Raw genomic sequence first — 21,937 nt, 5'->3', positions numbered from 1 at the left:
TCATGCCGGTTGGCCAGTGGAGATATCAGACAGCGCCGCTGCCACCACCGGATAGTAGCTTTCATTGCGCTCTGCTTTGGCGCGCAGACCTGCTGGCACCTGATATAGCGCACCAAGATGAGCATAACGCTGCGCCATTTCGACGTAATGAGTGGTGCCAAGCGTATCCAGATAACGGAACACGCCGCCGTGGAACGGCGGGAAGCCAAGACCATACACCAGCGCCATATCGGCTTCTGCCGGGCTGGCGACAATACCTTCTTCCAGGCAACGCACCACTTCGTTGATCATCGGGATCATCATGCGCGCGATGATCTCGTCGCTGCTAATGGCTTGTGCCGGTTGGCTCACTTCTGCCAGCAATGCATCGCTCTGTTCGTCGTTATCCTTGCGCGGTTTACCTTTGCTGTCTTGGCTGTAACGGTAGAAGCCCAACTGGTTTTTCTGCCCAAAACGCTGGTTGTCGAACATCACGTCGACTGCATCGCGGTAATCTTTACTCATCCGCTCAGGGAAGCCAGCGGCCATCACGGCCTGAGCGTGGTGAGCGGTATCAATGCCGACGACATCCAGCAGATAAGCCGGGCCCATCGGCCAGCCGAACTGTTTCTCCATCACTTTGTCGATCTGACGGAAGTCAGCGCCGTCACGCAGCAGCAGGCTGAAACCGGCAAAGTAGGGGAACAGAACGCGGTTGACAAAAAATCCAGGGCAATCGTTGACCACAATCGGTGTTTTACCCATGCGGGTGGCATAAGCCACCACGGCAGCAATGGTGCTGTCGCTGGTTTGCTCACCGCGAATAATTTCGACCAGCGGCATGCGATGGACCGGGTTGAAGAAGTGCATACCGCAGAAGTTTTGTGGGCGCTTCAACGATTTGGCCAGTTGAGTAATCGGGATGGTTGAGGTGTTAGAGGCCAACACGACATTTTCACCGATCAACCCTTCCACTTCGGCTAGCACGGCAGCCTTCACTTTCGGGTTTTCTACCACCGCTTCAACAATCAACTGGGCCCGTTCAATACCGGCATAATCCAGCCGGGGCTGAATGGTGGACAGCACCTGTGCCATCTTCAAACCATCCAACTTACCGCGTTCCAGCTGTTTATTCAGCAGTTTGGCGGCTTCATTCATGCCGAGCGTCAGGGATTTGTCATTAATGTCTTTCATGATGACCGGTACGCCCTTCAGCGCTGATTGGTAGGCAATTCCACCGCCCATGATCCCGGCACCCAAGACGGCAGCCTGTTTTGGTGCCTCGGCATTTTTCGCCAGCTTCTTCGCTTGGCTTTTCACAAACTGATCGTTAAGGAAAATGCCCACCAAAGCGCGTGCTTCATTAGAGCGCGCCAAAGGGACGAAGCTGGCGGTTTCCAGCTTCAGCGCTTCGTCACGGCCCAATTTTGCCGCGGCTTCAATGGTTTTTATTGCGACCATCGGTGCCGGATAATGTTTACCCGCAGTTTGCAGCACCATGCCTTTGGCGGTGGTGAAGCTCATTGCCGCTTCGATTGGGCTTAGTTTCAATGGTTCTAGCTTCGGTTGACGGTAAGCACGCCAATCTAGCTGGCCTTCGATCGCCTGTTTCAGCATCTTCAGGGCGGCTTCTACCAGTTTTTCTGTTGCCACCACCGCATCAACCAGGCCGACTTTCAGTGCCTCTTTGGTACCAATGTCTTTGCCAGCAGCAATGATTTCCAGCGCGCTGTCATTCCCCAGCAGGCGTGGTAAGCGCACCGAGCCACCGAAGCCCGGCATGATGCCAAGTTTGGTTTCAGGCAGACCGATGCGGGCATCTGGAGAGGCAACACGGAAATCGGTAGCCAGGATACATTCACAACCACCGCCGAGTGCATAACCGTTGATGGCCGCAATGGTTGGTACCGGTAAATCTTCCAAGCGGTTGAAAACGCTGTTGGCAAATATCAGCCATTCATGCAGTTTTTCAGCCGGTGCGGCAAATAGCGAAAGGAATTCGGTGATATCGGCGCCGACAATAAAGGCGGCTTTGGAAGAACGCAGCAGCAACCCTTTCAGCTCGGTTTGCTTTTCCAGCACCTCAAGTGCCGCGCCTAGGCTGGCAACGGTGCTGGTATCCAGTTTGTTGATCGAGCCAGGTGCGTTGAACACCAGCTCGGCGATACCGTTTTCGAGCCAGTGTACTTGTAATGTTTCGCCTTGGTAGAGCATGTCTATCTCCTGAATCAGCGCAGATGATCTGGTATGACCAGATGATGAGGAGTGTGGTTTTTATGTTAACAATATGCAAATAAAAGATTGCGTATTTGCAGGATTGATCACATGGAAGATGAGTAATCCATTGATATAAATATAGGTTATTTTTCCTGCTGAGAACGATAAATACGCAAGTTAAAACGCGTTGCCAAAAGACTGAACGCGAGATGCAATGCATTTGCAGCAGGTTTGCGAAGCTCTCCGCATGCAAGAGGAGATGAGGTTGGAGCGCCGATGCAGTGTGTTAAGATGGCGCATTCCGTTTTGAGGATATAAGGGTACTGTGATGGAAACGCTGGCTTCTTTGTATAACGATCATCTGGCAACGCTGCAAAAGCGGGCGCGTGAAGTGTTAGAACGCAATAACTTGGACGCATTGCTGATCCACTCCGGGGAACTGCAACGGGTTTTCTTGGATGACCACCACTATCCGTTTAAAGTGAACGCGAACTTTAAAGCCTGGGTGCCGGTGACTTCCGTGCCGAACTGTTGGCTGTGGGTGGATGGCGTTAACAAACCGAAGCTCTGGTTCTATTCTCCGGTAGATTACTGGCACAGCGTCGAGCCACTGCCGGACAGTTTCTGGACTAAATTTATCGAACTGCAACCTCTGGTTAATGCCAACGATATTGCCAGTCAACTGCCATCACAGCGCGAGCGTGTAGGCTATATCGGCTACGCCCAGCAGCGCGCTCGCGATCTCGGGATTGTTTCTGAGAACATCAACCCGCAAGCGGTACTGAATTATCTCGATTTCCATCGCTCGATCAAAACCGGTTATGAATTGGCTTGCATGCGTGAAGCGCAGAAAACCGCCGTGATGGGCCATCGCGCCGCGCACGAGGCTTTTATGTCTGGCATGAGCGAGTTCGATATCAATCTCGCGTACTTGACGGCAACCGGTCATCGCGATACCGATGTCCCTTACGACAATATTGTCGCCCTGAACGAACATGCGGCGGTACTGCATTACACCAAGCTGGATCATCAACCACCGGCAGAAGCCCGGAGTTTCCTTATCGATGCAGGGGCTGAGTATAACGGCTATGCTGCCGATCTGACGCGCACTTATGCGGGCCAGAGTGGTAATGCATTCGCTCATCTGGTGAAAGATCTTAACGACGAACAACTGGCATTGATTGGTGCCATAAAATCTGGGGTACGCTATACCGATTACCATGTGCAAATGCATCAACGTATCGCCAAGCTGCTCAAAAACCATAAACTGGTGAGTGGCATCAGCGAAGAGGCAATGGTAGAGCAGGGCATTACCTGCCCATTCCTGCCGCATGGCTTGGGGCATCCTCTTGGTTTGCAGGTTCATGATACTGCCGGTTTTATGCAGGATGAAAATGGTACCCATCTGCCAGCACCGGCAAAATATCCTTTCCTGCGTTGTACCCGAGTGTTGCAACCGGGTATGGTGCTGACCATCGAGCCAGGATTGTATTTTATTGAATCACTGTTGGCTCCATGGCGTAGTGGAGAATTCAGTAAACACTTTGCTTGGGATCGCATCGATGCGCTTAAACCCTACGGTGGTATCCGCATTGAGGACAATATTGTGATTCATGAGAAGCGTGTTGAGAATATGACGCGTGACCTGAATCTGGCCTGATGCAGCCTTACCCGATCCCTAGCGCTGCGATCAGCGTCAGTGAAGAGATAAAGAAGAGCCGTTTCATCACGTTGCTGGCACCGACCTGCGGAGTTGATGCGGCCAAAGCCTTTATTCAGCAGGTTCGTGAGGAACATCCCTCCGCCCAGCATCATTGCTGGGCGTTTGTTGCCGGGGCACCTGATGATTCACAGCAGTTGGGTTTCTCTGATGACGGTGAACCTTCGGGGACCGCGGGTAAACCGATCCTTGCTCAGTTGATGGGCAGTGGGATTGGTGAGATAACCGCTGTGGTTGTGCGTTACTACGGCGGTATTAAACTGGGAACCGGTGGGTTAGTGAAAGCTTATGGTAGTGGTGTGCAGCAGGCACTGAAACAATTGGTTGTCAGTAACAAGGTTCCACAGGCCGAATATACTTTGCAGTGTGATTATGCGCAGTTGGCGCTGGTAGAGAATTTGTTGCAGCAAAGTGAAGGGCGGATTGTACATGGGGAATATGGTGCCGCAGTGATGCTGCATCTGGCCTTGCCAGCAACAGGTGTTGAGGTATTTGGGAATAAATTACGTGATCTGAGTCGCGGTAATTTGCAATTAACCCCTATTTCGTAATAATTCCCCAACTGAATCGCTAAGGATCGTGCTGAAATGCATTTTCGCGCCATAACCCGCATCGTGGGCCTGCTAGTCATCTTGTTTTCCGGAACGATGTTCATTCCCGGCCTGGTGGCATTGATATACCGCGACGGAGCAGGGCGGGCATTCAGTCAGACCTTCTTTGTTGCGGTGACAATCGGCCTGATGCTGTGGTGGCCGAACCGTAAACAGAAGAATGAGTTAAAACCTCGCGAAGGCTTCCTGATTGTGGTGCTGTTCTGGACGGTATTGGGCAGCGTTGGGGCATTACCTTTCCTGTTTGCGGAACGGCCAAATCTCTCTCTCACCGACGCATTCTTTGAATCCTTTTCCGGCTTAACCACAACCGGTGCCACTACGCTGGTGGGGTTGGATGCTTTACCGAAGGCGATCCTGTTCTACCGCCAAATGCTGCAATGGATGGGTGGGATGGGAATCATTGTTCTTGCGGTAGCCATACTGCCTATTCTTGGCGTTGGGGGTATGCAGTTGTACCGTGCAGAAATGCCGGGCCCGCTGAAAGACAATAAGATGCGTCCGCGTATTGCTGAAACCGCCAAAACCCTGTGGCTGATTTATGTCTTACTGACGATTGCCTGTGCGCTTGCGTTGTGGGGGGCTGGCATGTCGGCATTTGATGCTATTGGTCACAGCTTCGCAACCATCGCCATCGGTGGGTTTTCCACGCATGATGCCAGCATCGGTTACTATGCCAGCCCGACAATCAACACGATTGTCGCTGTTTTCCTGCTGATCTCTGGCTGTAATTTCGGTCTGCATTTTGCCGTGTTGAGCGGGCGCAGTTTGAAAGTGTACTGGCGAGATCCAGAATTCCGCATGTTCATCGCCGTGCAGTTTACCCTAGTGGCAGTATGCACTCTGATACTGTGGTGGCACGGCATCTATAAAAGCGGTATGGAAACCATCAACCAGGCTTTCTTCCAGGTCGTCTCGATGGCGACAACGGCGGGTTTCACTACCGACAGCTTTTCTAAATGGCCGCTGTTCCTGCCGATGTTGTTACTCTGTTCGGCATTCATTGGTGGTTGTGCTGGTTCAACGGGCGGCGGGCTCAAGGTGATCCGCATTCTTTTGCTGTATTTGCAAGGTTCGCGAGAGTTGAAGCGGTTAGTGCACCCTAATGCGGTTTACACCATCAAATTGGGTAACCGTGCATTGCCAGAACGTATCCTCGAAGCGGTATGGGGCTTCTTCTCGGCCTATGCATTGGTGTTTATCATCAGTATGTTGGCAATTATCGCGACCGGCGTGGATGATTTCTCTGCCTTCGCTGCGGTGACCGCCACACTCAACAATCTGGGGCCGGGCCTCGGTGTGGTTGCCGACAACTTCACTACCATGCCGCCACCGGCTAAATGGATATTAGTGCTGACCATGTTATTTGGTCGTTTGGAAGTCTTTACGCTGTTGGTTCTTTTCACGCCGACCTTCTGGCGTGAGTGATCCTATAAAAGGAGTAATGCCATGAAGGCACTGATTCTTTATTCGAGCCGTGATGGGCAAACGCGTGCCATTGCTTCTTATATAGCAAGCAAATTGCAGGATACCCTGAGCTGTGACGTTATCGACCTGCTGCAGGCGGATGCTATTGAGTTGGAGCAGTACCAACAGGTATTAATTGGTGCCTCTGTGCGTTACGGCCATTTCCATCCGGTGCTGGAAAGGTTTGTTAAGCGCCATGCTGAGCAGTTGAACCAAATGCCAAGTGCCTTCTTTGCGGTGAATCTGACTGCACGTAAACCGGAGAAGCGTGCACCGCAAACCAATGCCTATACTCGTAAGTTCTTGTTGTCATCACCTTGGCAGCCAAAACAATGTGCTGTGTTTGCCGGTGCGTTGCGTTATCCGCGCTATCGCTGGTTTGACCGCGTTATGATTCGTTTCATCATGAAAATGACGGGGGGGGAAACAGATACCAGTAAAGAAGTGGAATATACAGATTGGCAGCAGGTAGAGCGTTTTACCCAGGAGTTTCGCCGTATCCCGTACGAAAAGTGACAAAAACGCTGCCTTGCGCAGCGTTTTGTCGAAAATATCCGCGCTTGAAACGTTTTTTGAATTTAGGGGTTGCGGCGCTCTGAGAACTCCCTATAATGCGCCTCCACTGACCGGGAACAACGACTGATAAGGTCGCCCAGCCAGGAAGTGTCAACCCGGTGAAAACACCGTTCCTCGCAAGAGAAAAAAGGTTGACTCTTCAGCGGGAAAGCGTATTATCTGCCTCCCGCGTTACCGAGAAACATGCCGGTAACCACGCTCTTTAACAATTTATCAGACAATCTGTGTGGGCACTCACAAGACGATATCCAGCCACCTTGGTGGCAAAAAAATATCAAGTCTTGAAGAGTGACCAAAGCAGTAAGCATTTGAACTTCGGTTCAAATGAATATTTGCAGAAAGTAATCTTTGAGCACCGCTTTACTTGTTAAAGCAAATCGAACTTTTAATTGAAGAGTTTGATCATGGCTCAGATTGAACGCTGGCGGCAGGCCTAACACATGCAAGTCGAGCGGTAGCACAGGGAGCTTGCTCCTGGGTGACGAGCGGCGGACGGGTGAGTAATGTCTGGGAAACTGCCCGATGGAGGGGGATAACTACTGGAAACGGTAGCTAATACCGCATAACGTCTTCGGACCAAAGTGGGGGACCTTCGGGCCTCACACCATCGGATGTGCCCAGGTGGGATTAGCTAGTAGGTGGGGTAATGGCTCACCTAGGCGACGATCCCTAGCTGGTCTGAGAGGATGGCCAGCCACACTGGAACTGAGACACGGTCCAGACTCCTACGGGAGGCAGCAGTGGGGAATATTGCACAATGGGCGCAAGCCTGATGCAGCCATGCCGCGTGTGTGAAGAAGGCCTTCGGGTTGTAAAGCACTTTCAGCGAGGAGGAAGGGTGTGGTGTTAATAGCGCCATGCATTGACGTTACTCGCAGAAGAAGCACCGGCTAACTCCGTGCCAGCAGCCGCGGTAATACGGAGGGTGCAAGCGTTAATCGGAATTACTGGGCGTAAAGCGCACGCAGGCGGTTTGTTAAGTCAGATGTGAAATCCCCGCGCTTAACGTGGGAACTGCATTTGAAACTGGCAAGCTAGAGTCTTGTAGAGGGGGGTAGAATTCCAGGTGTAGCGGTGAAATGCGTAGAGATCTGGAGGAATACCGGTGGCGAAGGCGGCCCCCTGGACAAAGACTGACGCTCAGGTGCGAAAGCGTGGGGAGCAAACAGGATTAGATACCCTGGTAGTCCACGCTGTAAACGATGTCGACTTGGAGGTTGTGCCCTTGAGGCGTGGCTTCCGGAGCTAACGCGTTAAGTCGACCGCCTGGGGAGTACGGCCGCAAGGTTAAAACTCAAATGAATTGACGGGGGCCCGCACAAGCGGTGGAGCATGTGGTTTAATTCGATGCAACGCGAAGAACCTTACCTACTCTTGACATCCACGGAATTTGGCAGAGATGCCTGAGTGCCTTCGGGAACCGTGAGACAGGTGCTGCATGGCTGTCGTCAGCTCGTGTTGTGAAATGTTGGGTTAAGTCCCGCAACGAGCGCAACCCTTATCCTTTGTTGCCAGCACGTAATGGTGGGAACTCAAAGGAGACTGCCGGTGATAAACCGGAGGAAGGTGGGGATGACGTCAAGTCATCATGGCCCTTACGAGTAGGGCTACACACGTGCTACAATGGCATATACAAAGAGAAGCAAACTCGCGAGAGCCAGCGGACCTCATAAAGTATGTCGTAGTCCGGATTGGAGTCTGCAACTCGACTCCATGAAGTCGGAATCGCTAGTAATCGTAGATCAGAATGCTACGGTGAATACGTTCCCGGGCCTTGTACACACCGCCCGTCACACCATGGGAGTGGGTTGCAAAAGAAGTAGGTAGCTTAACCTTCGGGAGGGCGCTTACCACTTTGTGATTCATGACTGGGGTGAAGTCGTAACAAGGTAACCGTAGGGGAACCTGCGGTTGGATCACCTCCTTACCGAACGATATTGATTGAGTGAGTGTTCACAACAGATTGTCTGATGAAAAAGTAACGAGCAGAAAAATCTTTATAGGCTTGTAGCTCAGGTGGTTAGAGCGCACCCCTGATAAGGGTGAGGTCGGTGGTTCAAGTCCACTCAGGCCTACCAAATTCGCACTTATGCTGCGTTATGCGCGCGGTCGTTTACCCAAAAGTAAACTTCCCTTACGCATGCCTTGCCTAAGCACGAATTAACAGGATTTCCAACAGGAAAAGATTGTTATTCGCCGCGAGTGGTAATAAAGATTTCTGCAAGTGACTGTATGGGGCTATAGCTCAGCTGGGAGAGCGCCTGCCTTGCACGCAGGAGGTCAGCGGTTCGATCCCGCTTAGCTCCACCATATCCCTACGGTCCTTGAGAATACTTCAGAGTGTACTGGCAACAGTATGCTGCGAAGTATTTTGCTCTTTAACAATCTGGAACAAGCTGAAAATTGAAACCTGACAGCAGAAACTTATCCCTCCGTAGAAGTCTTGGGGTAAGAAGTACCCTGTCAGAGAGTCTCTCAATTGTTTACAGCACGACTGTTGTCTTCTGTTTACAGGAAACACCTTCGGGTTGTGAGGTTAAGTGACTAAGCGTACACGGTGGATGCCTAGGCAGTCAGAGGCGATGAAGGGCGTGCTAATCTGCGAAAAGTGTCGGTAAGGTGATATGAACCGTTATAACCGGCAATACCCGAATGGGGAAACCCAGTGCAATCCGTTGCACTATCGTATGGTGAATACATAGCCATACGAGGCGAACCGGGGGAACTGAAACATCTAAGTACCCCGAGGAAAAGAAATCAACCGAGATTCCCCAAGTAGCGGCGAGCGAACGGGGAAGAGCCCAGAATCTGAATCAGTTTATGTGTTAGTGGAAGCGTCTGGAAAGTCGCGCAGCAAAGGGTGATAGCCCCGTACACCAAAATGCATATTCTGTGAGTTCGATGAGTAGGGCGGGACACGTGACATCCTGTCTGAATATGGGGGGACCATCCTCCAAGGCTAAATACTCCTGACTGACCGATAGTGAACCAGTACCGTGAGGGAAAGGCGAAAAGAACCCCGGCGAGGGGAGTGAAATAGAACCTGAAACCGTGTACGTACAAGCAGTGGGAGCCTCTTTTATGGGGTGACTGCGTACCTTTTGTATAATGGGTCAGCGACTTATATTTTGTAGCAAGGTTAACCGTATAGGGGAGCCGTAGGGAAACCGAGTCTTAACTGGGCGTCTAGTTGCAAGGTATAGACCCGAAACCCGGTGATCTAGCCATGGGCAGGTTGAAGGTTGGGTAACACTAACTGGAGGACCGAACCGACTAATGTTGAAAAATTAGCGGATGACTTGTGGCTGGGGGTGAAAGGCCAATCAAACCGGGAGATAGCTGGTTCTCCCCGAAAGCTATTTAGGTAGCGCCTCGTGAACTCATCTTCGGGGGTAGAGCACTGTTTCGGCTAGGGGGCCATCCCGGCTTACCAACCCGATGCAAACTCCGAATACCGAAGAATGTTATCACGGGAGACACACGGCGGGTGCTAACGTCCGTCGTGAAGAGGGAAACAACCCAGACCGCCAGCTAAGGTCCCAAAGTCATGGTTAAGTGGGAAACGATGTGGGAAGGCATAGACAGCCAGGATGTTGGCTTAGAAGCAGCCATCATTTAAAGAAAGCGTAATAGCTCACTGGTCGAGTCGGCCTGCGCGGAAGATGTAACGGGGCTAAACCATGCACCGAAGCTGCGGCAGCGACGCTTAGGCGTTGTTGGGTAGGGGAGCGTTCTGTAAGCCGTTGAAGGTGGTCTGTGAGGGCTGCTGGAGGTATCAGAAGTGCGAATGCTGACATAAGTAACGATAAAGCGGGTGAAAAACCCGCTCGCCGGAAGACCAAGGGTTCCTGTCCAACGTTAATCGGGGCAGGGTGAGTCGACCCCTAAGGCGAGGCCGAAAGGCGTAGTCGATGGGAAACGGGTTAATATTCCCGTACTCGGTGTTACTGCGAAGGGGGGACGGAGAAGGCTAGGCTGGCCGGGCGACGGTTGTCCCGGTTTAAGCGTGTAGGGGGAGAGAATTGGTAAATCCGTTCTCTTATTCAACCCTGAGGCGTGATGACGATGCACTACGGTGCAGAAGCAGTTGATGCCAAGCTTCCAGGAAAAGCCTCTAAGCTCCAGGTAACACAGAATCGTACCCCAAACCGACACAGGTGGTCAGGTAGAGAATACCCAGGCGCTTGAGAGAACTCGGGTGAAGGAACTAGGCAAAATGGTGCCGTAACTTCGGGAGAAGGCACGCTGGCGCGTAGGTGAAGTCCCTTGCGGATGGAGCTGAAGCCAGTCGCAGATACCAGCTGGCTGCAACTGTTTAATAAAAACACAGCACTGTGCAAACACGAAAGTGGACGTATACGGTGTGACGCCTGCCCGGTGCTGGAAGGTTAATTGATGGGGTTAGCCGCAAGGCGAAGCTCTTGATCGAAGCCCCAGTAAACGGCGGCCGTAACTATAACGGTCCTAAGGTAGCGAAATTCCTTGTCGGGTAAGTTCCGACCTGCACGAATGGCGTAATGATGGCCAGGCTGTCTCCACCCGAGACTCAGTGAAATTGAACTCGCTGTGAAGATGCAGTGTACCCGCGGCAAGACGGAAAGACCCCGTGAACCTTTACTATAGCTTGACACTGAACATTGAGCCTTGATGTGTAGGATAGGTGGGAGGCAGTGAAGTGTGGACGCCAGTCTGCATGGAGCCAACCTTGAAATACCACCCTTTAATGTTTGATGTTCTAACTCGGCCCCGTGATCCGGGGTGAGGACAGTGTCTGGTGGGTAGTTTGACTGGGGCGGTCTCCTCCCAAAGAGTAACGGAGGAGCACGAAGGTTAGCTAATCACGGTCGGACATCGTGAGGTTAGTGCAAAGGCATAAGCTAGCTTGACTGCGAGAGTGACGGCTCGAGCAGGTACGAAAGTAGGTCTTAGTGATCCGGTGGTTCTGAATGGAAGGGCCATCGCTCAACGGATAAAAGGTACTCCGGGGATAACAGGCTGATACCGCCCAAGAGTTCATATCGACGGCGGTGTTTGGCACCTCGATGTCGGCTCATCACATCCTGGGGCTGAAGTAGGTCCCAAGGGTATGGCTGTTCGCCATTTAAAGTGGTACGCGAGCTGGGTTTAGAACGTCGTGAGACAGTTCGGTCCCTATCTGCCGTGGGCGTTGGAAGATTGAGAGGGGTTGCTCCTAGTACGAGAGGACCGGAGTGAACGCACCGCTGGTGTTCGGGTTGTCATGCCAATGGCACTGCCCGGTAGCTAAGTGCGGAACAGATAAGCGCTGAAAGCATCTAAGCGCGAAACTAGCCTCGAGATGAGTCTTCCCTGGGCCTTTAAGGCTCCTGAAGGAACGTTTAAGACTAAAACGTTGATAGGCTGGGTGTGTAAGTGCAGCGATGCATTGAGCTAACCAGTACTAATGAACCGTGAGGCTTAACCTTACAACACCGAAGGTGTTTTGGTGAGAGAGACAGAATATAAGTTTTGATTTTCAGCGATGTTCCGAGATTGGTTTTGATGGTTGCACAAAGAGTGCAACGGTTAAAATGAAACAGAATTTGCCTGGCGGCAATAGCGCGGTGGTCCCACCTGATCCCATGCCGAACTCAGAAGTGAAACGCCGTAGCGCCGATGGTAGTGTGGGGTCTCCCCATGCGAGAGTAGGACACTGCCAGGCATCAAACGAAGCAGAAGGCCATCCGCAAGGATGGCCTTTTTGCGTTATAGCTCTCTTTGCAAGAAAATCTTCTATTTGCATTTTATTGCTAACAGCTTGGTGAATGATTAAATATAGCGAAGATTCTCATCTGAAATATCCTAGAGAAGTTTGGTTTTAAGTATTTAATCTAATATTCATACATATAGACAATAGTTATTAACTTTATATAACGCAGAGAACAGAATTGAGATAGATAAGGTGAGTTCTGGTATCAATATGATCTTAAAATATTTTTCTAATTTTCTCTTAAAAAATTCATTGAGTAATGATGAAAAATCAAATCAATAAAAACAAATAATAGCCATATTCGTTTAATCGAGTAGACTAGATGATAATTTATTACGTAAGAGTATTTAACGTCATGTCTACTGAAAACACTTCTTTAAAAAAACACAATACTTTCGCGCTCCCGGTTAACGCTGCGCATTTAGTTATTGCTGAAAAAATTGAAATGATGATTAAGGCTTGGCAAAAAGCGCAGAAGCGCCGGGAGCCACTACTGGTAATCGGTGAAGGGAGTAATGTCCTGTTCTTGGAAGACTTCGCTGGTACCGTCATGATTAATGACCTGAAAGGTATCGAAGTCAGGGAAGAGGATGATGATTGGCATCTTCATGTCGGCTCCGGTGAGAATTGGCACTATCTGGTAAGTAAGACTCTTGAGCAGGATATACCAGGGTTGGAAAATCTAGCATTGATTCCTGGCTTGGTAGGTTCTGCACCGATCCAAAACATTGGTGCGTATGGCTTGGAACTGAAGCATGTTTGCGAATATGTTGATCTGTTGAATCTGAGGACAGGCGAGATTGATCGCATGAGCCCCGAACGTTGCGAGTTTGGTTACCGTGAAAGCGTGTTTAAACATGAGTTTAAAGTCGGCTATATCATCGTAGGTGTCGGTTTACGGCTCAATAAGTTGTGGAGTCCACTACTGAACTACGGTGATCTTACCAAACTAGACCAACAGACAGTCACGCCACAGCAAGTCTTTGATGCGGTATGCGCCATGCGGCGTAGTAAGTTGCCGGACCCACGGGTAACGGGCAACGCAGGTAGCTTCTTCAAAAACCCGCAGGTGAGCGAAGAAGAAGCCAACATGCTTCTTACCAAGTATCCAACGATGCCTCATTACCCGCAGCCGGGCGGGCAAGTGAAATTGGCCGCTGGTTGGCTCATCGATCAGTGCTCGTTAAAGGGATATCAGATTGGTGGCGCTGCGGTGCACCGTCAGCAGGCACTGGTTCTGGTGAATGCAGATAATGCCAGCAGCCAGGATGTGGTTGCGCTGGCAAGGTATGTTCGCAATACGGTAGCTGAAAAGTTTGATGTCTGGTTGGAGCCGGAAGTGCGCTTTATTGGGGCAACCGGTGAGCTAGATGCGATCGAGGTTCTGTCATGAAAGATCCCAAAGTACCACTTAAGATTATTTCACTTCTAGCTGATGGCGAGTTTCACTCAGGCGAGCACTTGGGTGAGTTTCTGGGAATGAGCCGCGCGGCCATTAACAAACACATTCAGACTATCCGGGAGTGGGGGCTGGATGTGTTTACCGTGCCAGGTAAAGGTTATAGCCTGCAAGGGGCGATGAATTTACTGGATGCCGAGCGTATTCTCGGCATGTTGGAAGATAAGCGTGTCACTGTTTTATCGGTTGTTGATTCGACGAACCAATATTTACTGGATCGCATTGCGGATCTAACCTCTGGTGATGCCTGTATCGCAGAATATCAGCAGGCAGGTCGTGGGCGGCGTGGCAGGCAGTGGGTCTCTCCTTTTGGCGCTAACCTTTACCTGTCTATGTTTTGGCGTCTTGAACAAGGTCCTGCAGCGGCAATGGGGCTTAGCTTGGTCATTGGTATTGTGATGGCCGAAGTGCTTCAACGCTTGGGGGCAGAACAAGTACGGGTTAAATGGCCAAACGATCTGTATCTCAACGATCGGAAGCTAGCTGGCATACTCGTTGAGTTGACCGGTAAAACTGGAGATGCGGCACAACTGGTACTCGGTGCTGGCATTAACATGGCGATGCGTGAAACACATGCGAATACGATCGATCAACGGTGGATTAATTTGCAAGAAACAGGGATCAATATCGATCGTAACGAATTGGCGGCAACCTTGCTTAATGAGTTACGCCATTCATTGGTGCAATTCGAAACTGAAGGACTCCCACCGTTTATTTCTCGTTGGCGCCAACTGGATAACTTTATTGATCGACCGGTTAAACTTTTAATTGGTGAACAGCAGATTTTTGGTATTGCCAGAGGTATCGATCAGCAAGGAGCACTATTACTTGAACAAGATGGTGTCATTAAACCCTTTATTGGCGGCGAGATATCTCTGCGTAGTGCTGAGTAATGTTGTGAAATATGAGAGGCCGAAGCCTCTCTTATTTTATGGCTATTTCCGCAACCGTACACTCTCTACAGCATGATTAGCACTCTTGGTCATAATCAAGCTGGCCCGCTCACGTGTTGGAAGTATATTTTGGTGTAAATTCAATCCATTAATCTCATTCCACAATTGAGTAGCAATATTAATCGCTTCCGTTTCTGGAAGCTTCGCATAGTTATGGAAATAAGAGTCTGGATTGGAAAATGCACCCTGCCGGAATTTCAGAAAACGGTTGATATACCAGGTTTGCAATAAGTCTTCTGGGGCATCGACATATATTGAGAAGTCAACAAAATCAGAGACAAAGACACGGTGGGGATCGTGCGGATAATCCATGCCACTTTGCAGGACATTCAACCCTTCAAGAATCAGGATGTCAGGTTGCTCAATAACTTTATTGCCTTCTGGAACAACATCATAAATCAGATGAGAATAAACCGGAGCGGTGACACGCCGAGCTCCCGATTTTACTTCTGAAACAAACTTCACCAGGCTGTGCATATCGTAGGATTGTGGAAATCCTTTTTTCTTCATCAAGCCACGTTCGTTCAGTACCTTGTTCGGATGCAGGAAACCATCGGTAGTAATCAACTCGACGCTGCGATGTTCAGGCCAACGGCTCAGTAACGCCTGCAACAAGCGTGCTGTCGTACTTTTACCCACGGCTACACTGCCAGCAATGCCAATGACATAAGGGATGCGTTGACCATCCGTGCCCAGGAACTGTTCAAGGACCGCCTGGCGACGCAGGTTAGAACTGATGTAGAAGTTCAGCAGTCGTGAAAGCGGCAAATAGATCTGCGCCACCTCTTCCAAAGAGAGATCCTCGTTAATCCCTTTCAGTTTAACAATCTCTTCTTCCGACAACGTCAGCGGTACTGAATTTCGCAATGCAGCCCACTGGGTACGATCAAACTGAAGATATGGCGTTGCTAAAGATTGCTCTCTTTTTATCATAAGCCAAATTCTGCCTGTTAACGCAGGTTGGGAACGGCGCCGGACGCCAACTCCAGATAATAAACAAGCTGCATATTATAGACAGCTTCGTTTTTGGCGTAGACTTTTTTCGCAAATGTTACCGATTAGCATGAGTTTATGCCAATAGTGCGAACAGGCACGCAGTTGATTGAAAGCAAATTGCAAAGTGCTATCTCCCGGTGATGATACCGCTCTCAGGTCAACTGCCGATGGTGTGAGATACAGCGAATGAAACGAGTACTTACTTTCTATGGACGATTATTTCCTGATGTAGTGCCTCGATCCCGATCACAATTTTTTGTCAGATTGTCCGTTATGCGATGGTCAACACGGAGAAATGCCGGGGAACCCTTGCAAAAAATGAATGAAATTGTACAAAATGATGTCCGCAATGTATGAATATGAGTACGTCCAAAGCGGTGAATTGCTAGCTGGCATGCAAAATCGAATGATTTGTGAGCGATAGTGCGCGGAACGCAAATTTTTTGTTGCATAGGCCGTCAGCTCTACCTAGAATGCGCTGCACTTGATGCCGGCTTAGCTCAGTTGGTAGAGCAACTGACTTGTAATCAGTAGGTCACCAGTTCGATTCCGGTAGCCGGCACCATCAAGTATATTTAGAGTGCATAATTTGGTGGGGTTCCCGAGCGGCCAAAGGGAGCAGACTGTAAATCTGCCGTCACAGACTTCGAAGGTTCGAATCCTTCCCCCACCACCAAATTCGATCCTGGCAACAGGATTAAACCGGGATGACCGATAACAATCAAGGTTGTCACGGAGAAGGTAAAAACCTTCTAAAAAATTCGCGTCAGATGGTAAAAACCATTGGCACGAAGGGTGAAGAGTTAAGCGACGAACAATCCTTTTCTCGCACCTAAAAATTCTACAGAAAAGTCAGGTAGCCGAGTTCCAGGATGCGGGCATCGTATAATGGCTATTACCTCAGCCTTCCAAGCTGATGATGTGGGTTCGATTCCCACTGCCCGCTCCAAGATGTGCTGATATAGCTCAGTTGGTAGAGCGCACCCTTGGTAAGGGTGAGGTCGGCAGTTCGAATCTGCCTATCAGCACCACTTCTTAATTTCTCGCCCCCTGATTTTCTTTCTGTTCTGGATTCAACAAGCAAACGCTTGGTTGATGTGGTGATACCACCGATTTATCCGTGTCTTAGAGGGACAATCGATGTCTAAAGAAAAGTTTGAACGTACAAAACCGCACGTTAACGTCGGTACTATCGGCCACGTTGACCATGGTAAAACTACCCTGACTGCTGCAATCACTACCGTACTGGCTAAAACCTACGGCGGTAACGCACGTGCTTTCGATCAGATCGACAATGCGCCAGAAGAAAAAGCTCGTGGTATCACCATCAACACCTCTCACGTTGAGTACGATACTCCGACTCGTCACTACGCGCACGTTGACTGCCCAGGGCACGCCGACTACGTGAAAAACATGATCACCGGTGCTGCTCAGATGGACGGCGCAATCCTGGTTGTTGCTGCGACTGACGGCCCAATGCCGCAGACCCGTGAGCACATCCTGCTGGGTCGTCAGGTTGGCGTTCCTTACATCATCGTATTCATGAACAAATGTGACATGGTTGATGATGAAGAGCTGCTGGAACTGGTAGAAATGGAAGTGCGTGAACTTCTGTCTGCCTATGACTTCCCTGGTGATGATCTGCCGGTCGTTCGTGGTTCAGCGCTGAAAGCACTGGAAGGCGAAGCCGAGTGGGAAGCGAAGATCATCGAACTGGCTGGTTACCTGGATTCTTACATCCCAGAACCAGAGCGCGCGATCGACAAGCCGTTCCTGCTGCCAATCGAAGACGTATTTTCCATCTCTGGCCGCGGTACGGTTGTTACCGGTCGTGTTGAGCGCGGTATCGTTAAAGTTGGCGAAGAAGTTGAAATCGTTGGTATCAAAGACACCGTTAAGTCTACCTGTACCGGCGTTGAAATGTTCCGCAAACTGCTGGACGAAGGCCGTGCTGGTGAGAACGTGGGTGTTCTGCTGCGTGGTATCAAGCGTGAAGATATCGAACGTGGTCAGGTTCTGGCTAAACCAGGTTCTATCAAGCCGCACACTCAGTTTGATTCAGAAGTGTATATCCTGAGCAAAGAAGAAGGGGGTCGTCATACGCCATTCTTCAAAGGTTACCGTCCACAGTTCTACTTCCGTACGACTGACGTGACCGGTACTATCGAACTGCCAGAAGGCGTAGAGATGGTAATGCCAGGTGATAACGTGAACATGAAAGTCACGCTGATCCACCCAATCGCGATGGATGACGGCCTGCGTTTCGCAATCCGTGAAGGCGGCCGTACTGTAGGTGCGGGCGTTGTTGCCAAAGTTATCGCCTAATCGCTGATAATATTTGACGCGACATGTGGTAAAAGGGCATCATTTGATGCCCTTTTTATACGCTGTGAACTAGAACCTATCTCATCAGCGATTTTGCAGTCATAATCATTGGTGAGATGGGCTCTTAAACCGTATTGACTGAAATACGTCATAGCGTAAAACACCGAGTGCTGCTCAGCAGCATCTGATCGGTTTGGTTTGCCTCGCGTTGCGAGGCAAAGTTATTTGTTCGAATCATTGTGACAGGTTGGTTTATGAGTGCGAATACCGAGGCTCAAGGGAGCGGACGCGGCCTTGAAGTGACTAAGTGGTTGATCGTCGCCGTTCTGTTGGTTATGGCAATTGTCGGTAACTATTATTACCGTGATTTCAGCCTGCCATTGCGCGCGCTGGCAGTTGTACTGATCATTGTGGCTGCGGGTGCAGTGGCACTGATGACTACCAAGGGCAAAGCCACCGTTGCGTTTGCGCGCGAAGCGCGTACTGAAGTACGTAAAGTGATTTGGCCAACTCGTCAGGAAACGTTACATACCACGTTGATCGTTGCCGCGGTAACTGCCGTGATGTCACTGATTCTGTGGGGGCTGGATGGTATTCTGGTCCGTCTGGTATCGTTTATTACTGGCCTGAGGTTCTAAAATGTCTGAAGCCCCAAAAAAACGTTGGTACGTCGTTCAGGCGTTTTCCGGTTTTGAAGGTCGCGTAGCTCAATCGCTGCGTGAACACATCAAACTGCACGATATGGAAGAACTGTTCGGCGAAGTCATGGTACCTACGGAAGAAGTGGTTGAAATCCGTGGTGGCCAGCGTCGCAAGAGTGAACGTAAATTCTTCCCTGGTTATGTATTGGTCCAGATGGTGATGAATGATGCCAGCTGGCACTTGGTGCGTAGCGTTCCTCGTGTTATGGGCTTCATCGGTGGAACTTCCGATCGTCCTGCGCCGATCAGCGATAAAGAAGTGGATGCGATTATGAACCGCCTGCAGCAGGTGGGTGATAAGCCACGTCCGAAAACGTTGTTCGAACCGGGTGAACTGGTGCGTGTTAACGATGGTCCGTTTGCTGACTTCAACGGTGTGGTTGAAGAAGTGGACTACGAGAAAAGCCGCCTGAAGGTTTCTGTTTCCATCTTTGGCCGTGCAACGCCGGTGGAATTGGACTTCAGCCAGGTAGAAAAAGGCTGATCAATTAGTCAGCAATGCAAGCGGATTTGCTGCTTGTCAGAGGCGCGGAATTGAACTACAATTTCGCGCCTTTTGTTTTTAGATGCTTTGCTCTTGGAGCAGGGCGAAACACGGGGAGCCTCTTAAGAGGCGATACTACCCATACGAGGAAATTTCAATGGCCAAGAAAGTACAAGCCTACGTCAAGCTGCAAGTTGCAGCCGGTATGGCTAACCCGAGCCCGCCAGTCGGTCCAGCTCTGGGTCAGCAAGGTGTTAACATCATGGAATTCTGTAAGGCGTTCAATGCTAAGACTGACAGCGTTGAAAAAGGTCTGCCGATCCCTGTTGTTATTACTGTTTATTCTGATCGCTCCTTCACTTTCGTTACCAAAACCCCGCCAGCGGCAGTTCTGCTGAAGAAAGCGGCTGGTGTTAAGTCTGGTTCCGGTAAGCCGAACAAAGAAAAAGTCGGTAAAGTGACTCGTGCTCAGGTACGTGAAATCGCAGAAACCAAAGCTGCGGACATGACTGGTTCTGACGTTGAAGCGATGACTCGCTCCATCGAAGGTACTGCTCGTTCCATGGGCCTGGTAGTGGAGGATTAAGAGATGGCTAAGCTGACCAAGCGCATGCGCGTGATCCGTGACAAAGTTGATGCTACTAAACAGTATGACATCACCGAAGCTGTTGCTCTGCTGAAAGAGCTGGCCACCGCTAAATTCGTAGAAAGCGTTGACGTTGCTGTTAACCTCGGCATCGACGCTCGTAAATCAGACCAAAACGTACGTGGTGCTACCGTTCTGCCACACGGCACCGGTCGTTCCGTTCGCGTTGCCGTATTTGCCCAAGGCCCTAACGCTGAAGCTGCGAAAGCGGCTGGCGCAGAGCTGGTAGGTATGGAAGATCTGGCTGACCAGATCAAGAAAGGCGAAATGAACTTCGACGTTGTTATTGCTTCCCCGGATGCAATGCGCGTTGTAGGTCAACTGGGCCAGGTTCTGGGTCCACGTGGCCTGATGCCAAACCCGAAAGTGGGTACCGTTACTCCGAACGTTGCTGAAGCAGTGAAAAACGCTAAAGCAGGCCAGGTTCGTTATCGTAACGACAAAAACGGCATCATCCATACCACTATCGGTAAGGTTGATTTCGATACAGACAAGCTGAAAGAAAACCTGGAATCCCTGCTGGTTGCGCTGAAAAAAGCAAAACCCTCTCAGGCGAAAGGCGTGTACATCAAGAAAGTTAGCCTCTCCACCACCATGGGTGCTGGCGTTGCTATCGATCAAAGCGGCTTGACTGCTGTAGCGAACTAATCGCCTTGCGATTATCGCTTTGACTTGGGGCAAAGATTCACCTAGAATCCTATGCCCCAAGGTTTTGCTATAGCGCTGCTACGGTAAAACGACAGATTTTTCGGTTGGAGCCTGGCCTATCCAGGCCTCCGTCCAAGACCGCAGGTGTGCTGAAAAGCGCTTAATCTTCCTGCGTAGACGGTGACAGAGCCTAAAGAAATTTTTTCTTTTATAAAGAATAGTCTTTGCTGGATTCTGCTCACCGTGTTAAGCCGCTCAACCCCGCGTGTTTACACTAAGGTGTTGAGTGAAGTGAGTTCCGGGGAATTTTCCCCGGCTAATCCAGGAGCAAAAAGCTAATGGCATTAAATCTTCAAGACAAACAAGCGATTGTTGCTGAAGTCAACGAAGTGGCCAAAGGCGCGCTGTCTGCGGTTGTTGCGGATTCTCGCGGCGTTACCGTTGATAAAATGACTGAACTGCGTAGAGCAGGTCGTGAAGCTGGCGTTTACATGCGTGTTGTTCGTAACACCTTGATGCGTCGCGTAGTTGAAGGCACTCCGTTTGAATGCCTGAAAGACACGTTTGTCGGTCCAACCTTGATTGCATTCTCTAACGAACACCCGGGCGCTGCTGCTCGTCTGTTCAAAGAGTTCGCGAAAGCGAATGCAAAATTCGAGGTTAAAGCTGCGGCCTTTGAAGGTGAGCTGATCCCTGCGGCACAAATTGACCGCTTGGCAACGCTGCCTACTTACGATGAAGCAATCGCACGCCTGATGGCAACCATGAAAGAAGCCGCTGCTGGCAAATTGGTTCGCACTCTGGCTGCTCTGCGCGATCAGAAAGAAGCTGCATAAGCCGCTCTTTCTTAGCCTTTGCTAACGTATTTAAACTATTTCTGAATTTTAGGAACTTTTGTTATGTCTATCACTAAAGACCAAATTATCGAAGGCGTTGCAGCTCTGTCTGTAATGGAAATCGTTGAACTGATCGCCGCTATGGAAGAGAAGTTCGGTGTTTCTGCTGCTGCTGTAGCTGCAGGTCCTGCTGCTGCTGTTGAAGCTGTTGAAGAAAAAACTGAATTTGACGTTGTACTGAAAGGTATTGGCGCGAACAAAGTTGCAGTAATCAAAGCAGTACGTGGCGCGACCGGTCTGGGCCTGAAAGAAGCTAAAGACCTGGTAGAATCAGCTCCAGCAGTAATGAAAGAAGGCATCAGCAAAGACGACGCTGAAGCTCTGAAAAAATCTCTGGAAGAAGCTGGCGCTGAAGTTGAAGTTAAATAAGCCACTGCTTTTGGAGTGCAGTCTGTTTTAACTAACAGACTGATGGCTGGTGACTTTTTGGTCACCAGCCTTTTTGCGCTGTAGGGCGTCAGTAGAGTTTCACACTGTTTGGCTACTGGCTAACCCCAATATTTCTTTCTATCGACGACTTAATATACTGCT

16 protein-coding genes, 6 tRNA genes and 3 rRNA genes are annotated in these 21,937 nt (G+C 50.2%); 23 read left to right on the top strand and 2 right to left on the bottom strand.

Translation table 11 applies throughout. From position 1 onward, the window contains the following. A complete protein-coding gene (gene fadB / locus ACX9GT_RS23770; RefSeq protein WP_473188995.1) occupies positions 1-2,193 on the bottom strand; it encodes a fatty acid oxidation complex subunit alpha FadB in 2,193 nt (730 codons plus the stop codon). A gap of 331 nt (positions 2,194-2,524) precedes the next feature. On the opposite strand from fadB, the gene pepQ reads away from it, so the two are divergent. The 11 genes from pepQ (at position 2,525) to birA (ending at position 14,650) form a co-directional block, all read left to right on the top strand. Beyond that, on the top strand, positions 2,525-3,856 hold the full coding sequence (pepQ, locus tag ACX9GT_RS23765) for a Xaa-Pro dipeptidase (RefSeq protein ID WP_473188994.1): 1,332 nt from the start codon (positions 2,525-2,527) through the stop codon (positions 3,854-3,856). Next, positions 3,856-4,467: an IMPACT family protein gene (locus tag ACX9GT_RS23760; protein ID WP_473188993.1), complete on the top strand. Its 612-nt coding sequence runs from the start codon at positions 3,856-3,858 to the stop codon at positions 4,465-4,467. Before pepQ ends, ACX9GT_RS23760 begins: the two co-directional genes overlap by 1 nt. 36 nt (positions 4,468-4,503) lie before the next feature. Continuing rightward, entirely contained in the window at positions 4,504-5,955 is a 1,452-nt protein-coding gene (gene trkH, locus ACX9GT_RS23755; protein ID WP_473188992.1) for a Trk system potassium transporter TrkH, read from the top strand. Positions 5,956-5,976: 21 nt separating this feature from the next. Then, positions 5,977-6,510 (top strand): menaquinone-dependent protoporphyrinogen IX dehydrogenase, encoded by a 534-nt coding sequence (hemG, locus tag ACX9GT_RS23750; protein ID WP_473188991.1) that lies wholly within the window; start codon positions 5,977-5,979, stop codon positions 6,508-6,510. A 446-nt stretch (positions 6,511-6,956) separates the two neighbouring features. Beyond that, positions 6,957-8,497: ribosomal RNA gene (locus ACX9GT_RS23745) — 16S ribosomal RNA — on the top strand. Between the two features lie 74 nt (positions 8,498-8,571). Then, a tRNA-Ile gene (locus ACX9GT_RS23740) sits at positions 8,572-8,648 on the top strand. 156 nt (positions 8,649-8,804) lie between these two features. Further along, positions 8,805-8,880, top strand: a tRNA-Ala gene (locus ACX9GT_RS23735). A 224-nt stretch (positions 8,881-9,104) separates the two neighbouring features. After that, positions 9,105-12,014: ribosomal RNA gene (locus ACX9GT_RS23730) — 23S ribosomal RNA — on the top strand. A 120-nt stretch (positions 12,015-12,134) separates the two neighbouring features. Beyond that, a 5S ribosomal RNA gene (rrf, locus tag ACX9GT_RS23725) occupies positions 12,135-12,250 on the top strand. Together the 16S, 23S and 5S rRNA genes with 2 tRNA genes alongside form the textbook arrangement of a ribosomal RNA operon. A 403-nt stretch (positions 12,251-12,653) precedes the next feature. Beyond that, complete coding sequence (murB, locus tag ACX9GT_RS23720) at positions 12,654-13,691, top strand: UDP-N-acetylmuramate dehydrogenase (protein ID WP_473188990.1); 1,038 nt, start codon at positions 12,654-12,656, stop codon at positions 13,689-13,691. Beyond that, positions 13,688-14,650, top strand: a complete 963-nt coding sequence (gene birA, locus ACX9GT_RS23715) for a bifunctional biotin--[acetyl-CoA-carboxylase] ligase/biotin operon repressor BirA (RefSeq protein WP_473188989.1) — start codon at positions 13,688-13,690, stop codon at positions 14,648-14,650. Before murB ends, birA begins: the two co-directional genes overlap by 4 nt. Positions 14,651-14,692: 42 nt before the next feature. On the opposite strand, the gene coaA is transcribed toward birA, so the two are convergent. Next, complete coding sequence (gene coaA / locus ACX9GT_RS23710; protein ID WP_473188988.1) at positions 14,693-15,643, bottom strand: type I pantothenate kinase; 951 nt, start codon at positions 15,641-15,643, stop codon at positions 14,693-14,695. A gap of 552 nt (positions 15,644-16,195) precedes the next feature. Between coaA and ACX9GT_RS23705 the strand changes: the two genes are divergently transcribed. The 12 genes from ACX9GT_RS23705 (at position 16,196) to rplL (ending at position 21,775) form a co-directional block, all read left to right on the top strand. Continuing rightward, positions 16,196-16,271, top strand: a tRNA-Thr gene (locus tag ACX9GT_RS23705). A 26-nt stretch (positions 16,272-16,297) separates the two neighbouring features. Further along, positions 16,298-16,382: transfer RNA gene (locus ACX9GT_RS23700), tRNA-Tyr, on the top strand. A gap of 31 nt (positions 16,383-16,413) precedes the next feature. Further along, positions 16,414-16,542, top strand: a complete 129-nt coding sequence (locus ACX9GT_RS23695; protein ID WP_473188987.1) for a hypothetical protein — start codon at positions 16,414-16,416, stop codon at positions 16,540-16,542. A gap of 38 nt (positions 16,543-16,580) precedes the next feature. Further along, a tRNA-Gly gene (locus ACX9GT_RS23690) sits at positions 16,581-16,655 on the top strand. Positions 16,656-16,661: 6 nt separating this feature from the next. Next, positions 16,662-16,737: transfer RNA gene (locus ACX9GT_RS23685), tRNA-Thr, on the top strand. Positions 16,738-16,846: 109 nt separating this feature from the next. Further along, positions 16,847-18,031: an elongation factor Tu gene (gene tuf / locus ACX9GT_RS23680; RefSeq protein ID WP_473188986.1), complete on the top strand. Its 1,185-nt coding sequence runs from the start codon at positions 16,847-16,849 to the stop codon at positions 18,029-18,031. 254 nt (positions 18,032-18,285) lie between these two features. Next, the gene (gene secE / locus ACX9GT_RS23675; RefSeq protein ID WP_473188985.1) at positions 18,286-18,669 is read left to right on the top strand and encodes a preprotein translocase subunit SecE; all 384 of its coding nucleotides are present in this window, start codon (positions 18,286-18,288) and stop codon (positions 18,667-18,669) included. A gap of 1 nt (position 18,670) precedes the next feature. Next, positions 18,671-19,216, top strand: a complete 546-nt coding sequence (nusG, locus tag ACX9GT_RS23670; protein WP_004929914.1) for a transcription termination/antitermination protein NusG — start codon at positions 18,671-18,673, stop codon at positions 19,214-19,216. A gap of 157 nt (positions 19,217-19,373) precedes the next feature. Next, complete coding sequence (gene rplK / locus ACX9GT_RS23665; RefSeq protein WP_459400326.1) at positions 19,374-19,802, top strand: 50S ribosomal protein L11; 429 nt, start codon at positions 19,374-19,376, stop codon at positions 19,800-19,802. A gap of 3 nt (positions 19,803-19,805) precedes the next feature. Beyond that, the gene (gene rplA / locus ACX9GT_RS23660) at positions 19,806-20,510 is read left to right on the top strand and encodes a 50S ribosomal protein L1 (protein WP_459400325.1); all 705 of its coding nucleotides are present in this window, start codon (positions 19,806-19,808) and stop codon (positions 20,508-20,510) included. A 338-nt stretch (positions 20,511-20,848) separates the two neighbouring features. Then, positions 20,849-21,346 (top strand): 50S ribosomal protein L10, encoded by a 498-nt coding sequence (rplJ, locus tag ACX9GT_RS23655; RefSeq protein ID WP_459400324.1) that lies wholly within the window; start codon positions 20,849-20,851, stop codon positions 21,344-21,346. A 63-nt stretch (positions 21,347-21,409) separates the two neighbouring features. After that, positions 21,410-21,775, top strand: a complete 366-nt coding sequence (rplL, locus tag ACX9GT_RS23650; protein WP_473188984.1) for a 50S ribosomal protein L7/L12 — start codon at positions 21,410-21,412, stop codon at positions 21,773-21,775. Positions 21,776-21,937: the final 162 nt, after the last annotated feature.

This window comes from Serratia sp. YWN4, from assembly GCF_055790845.1.
This window is presented reverse-complemented; position numbering and strand designations above follow the sequence as displayed.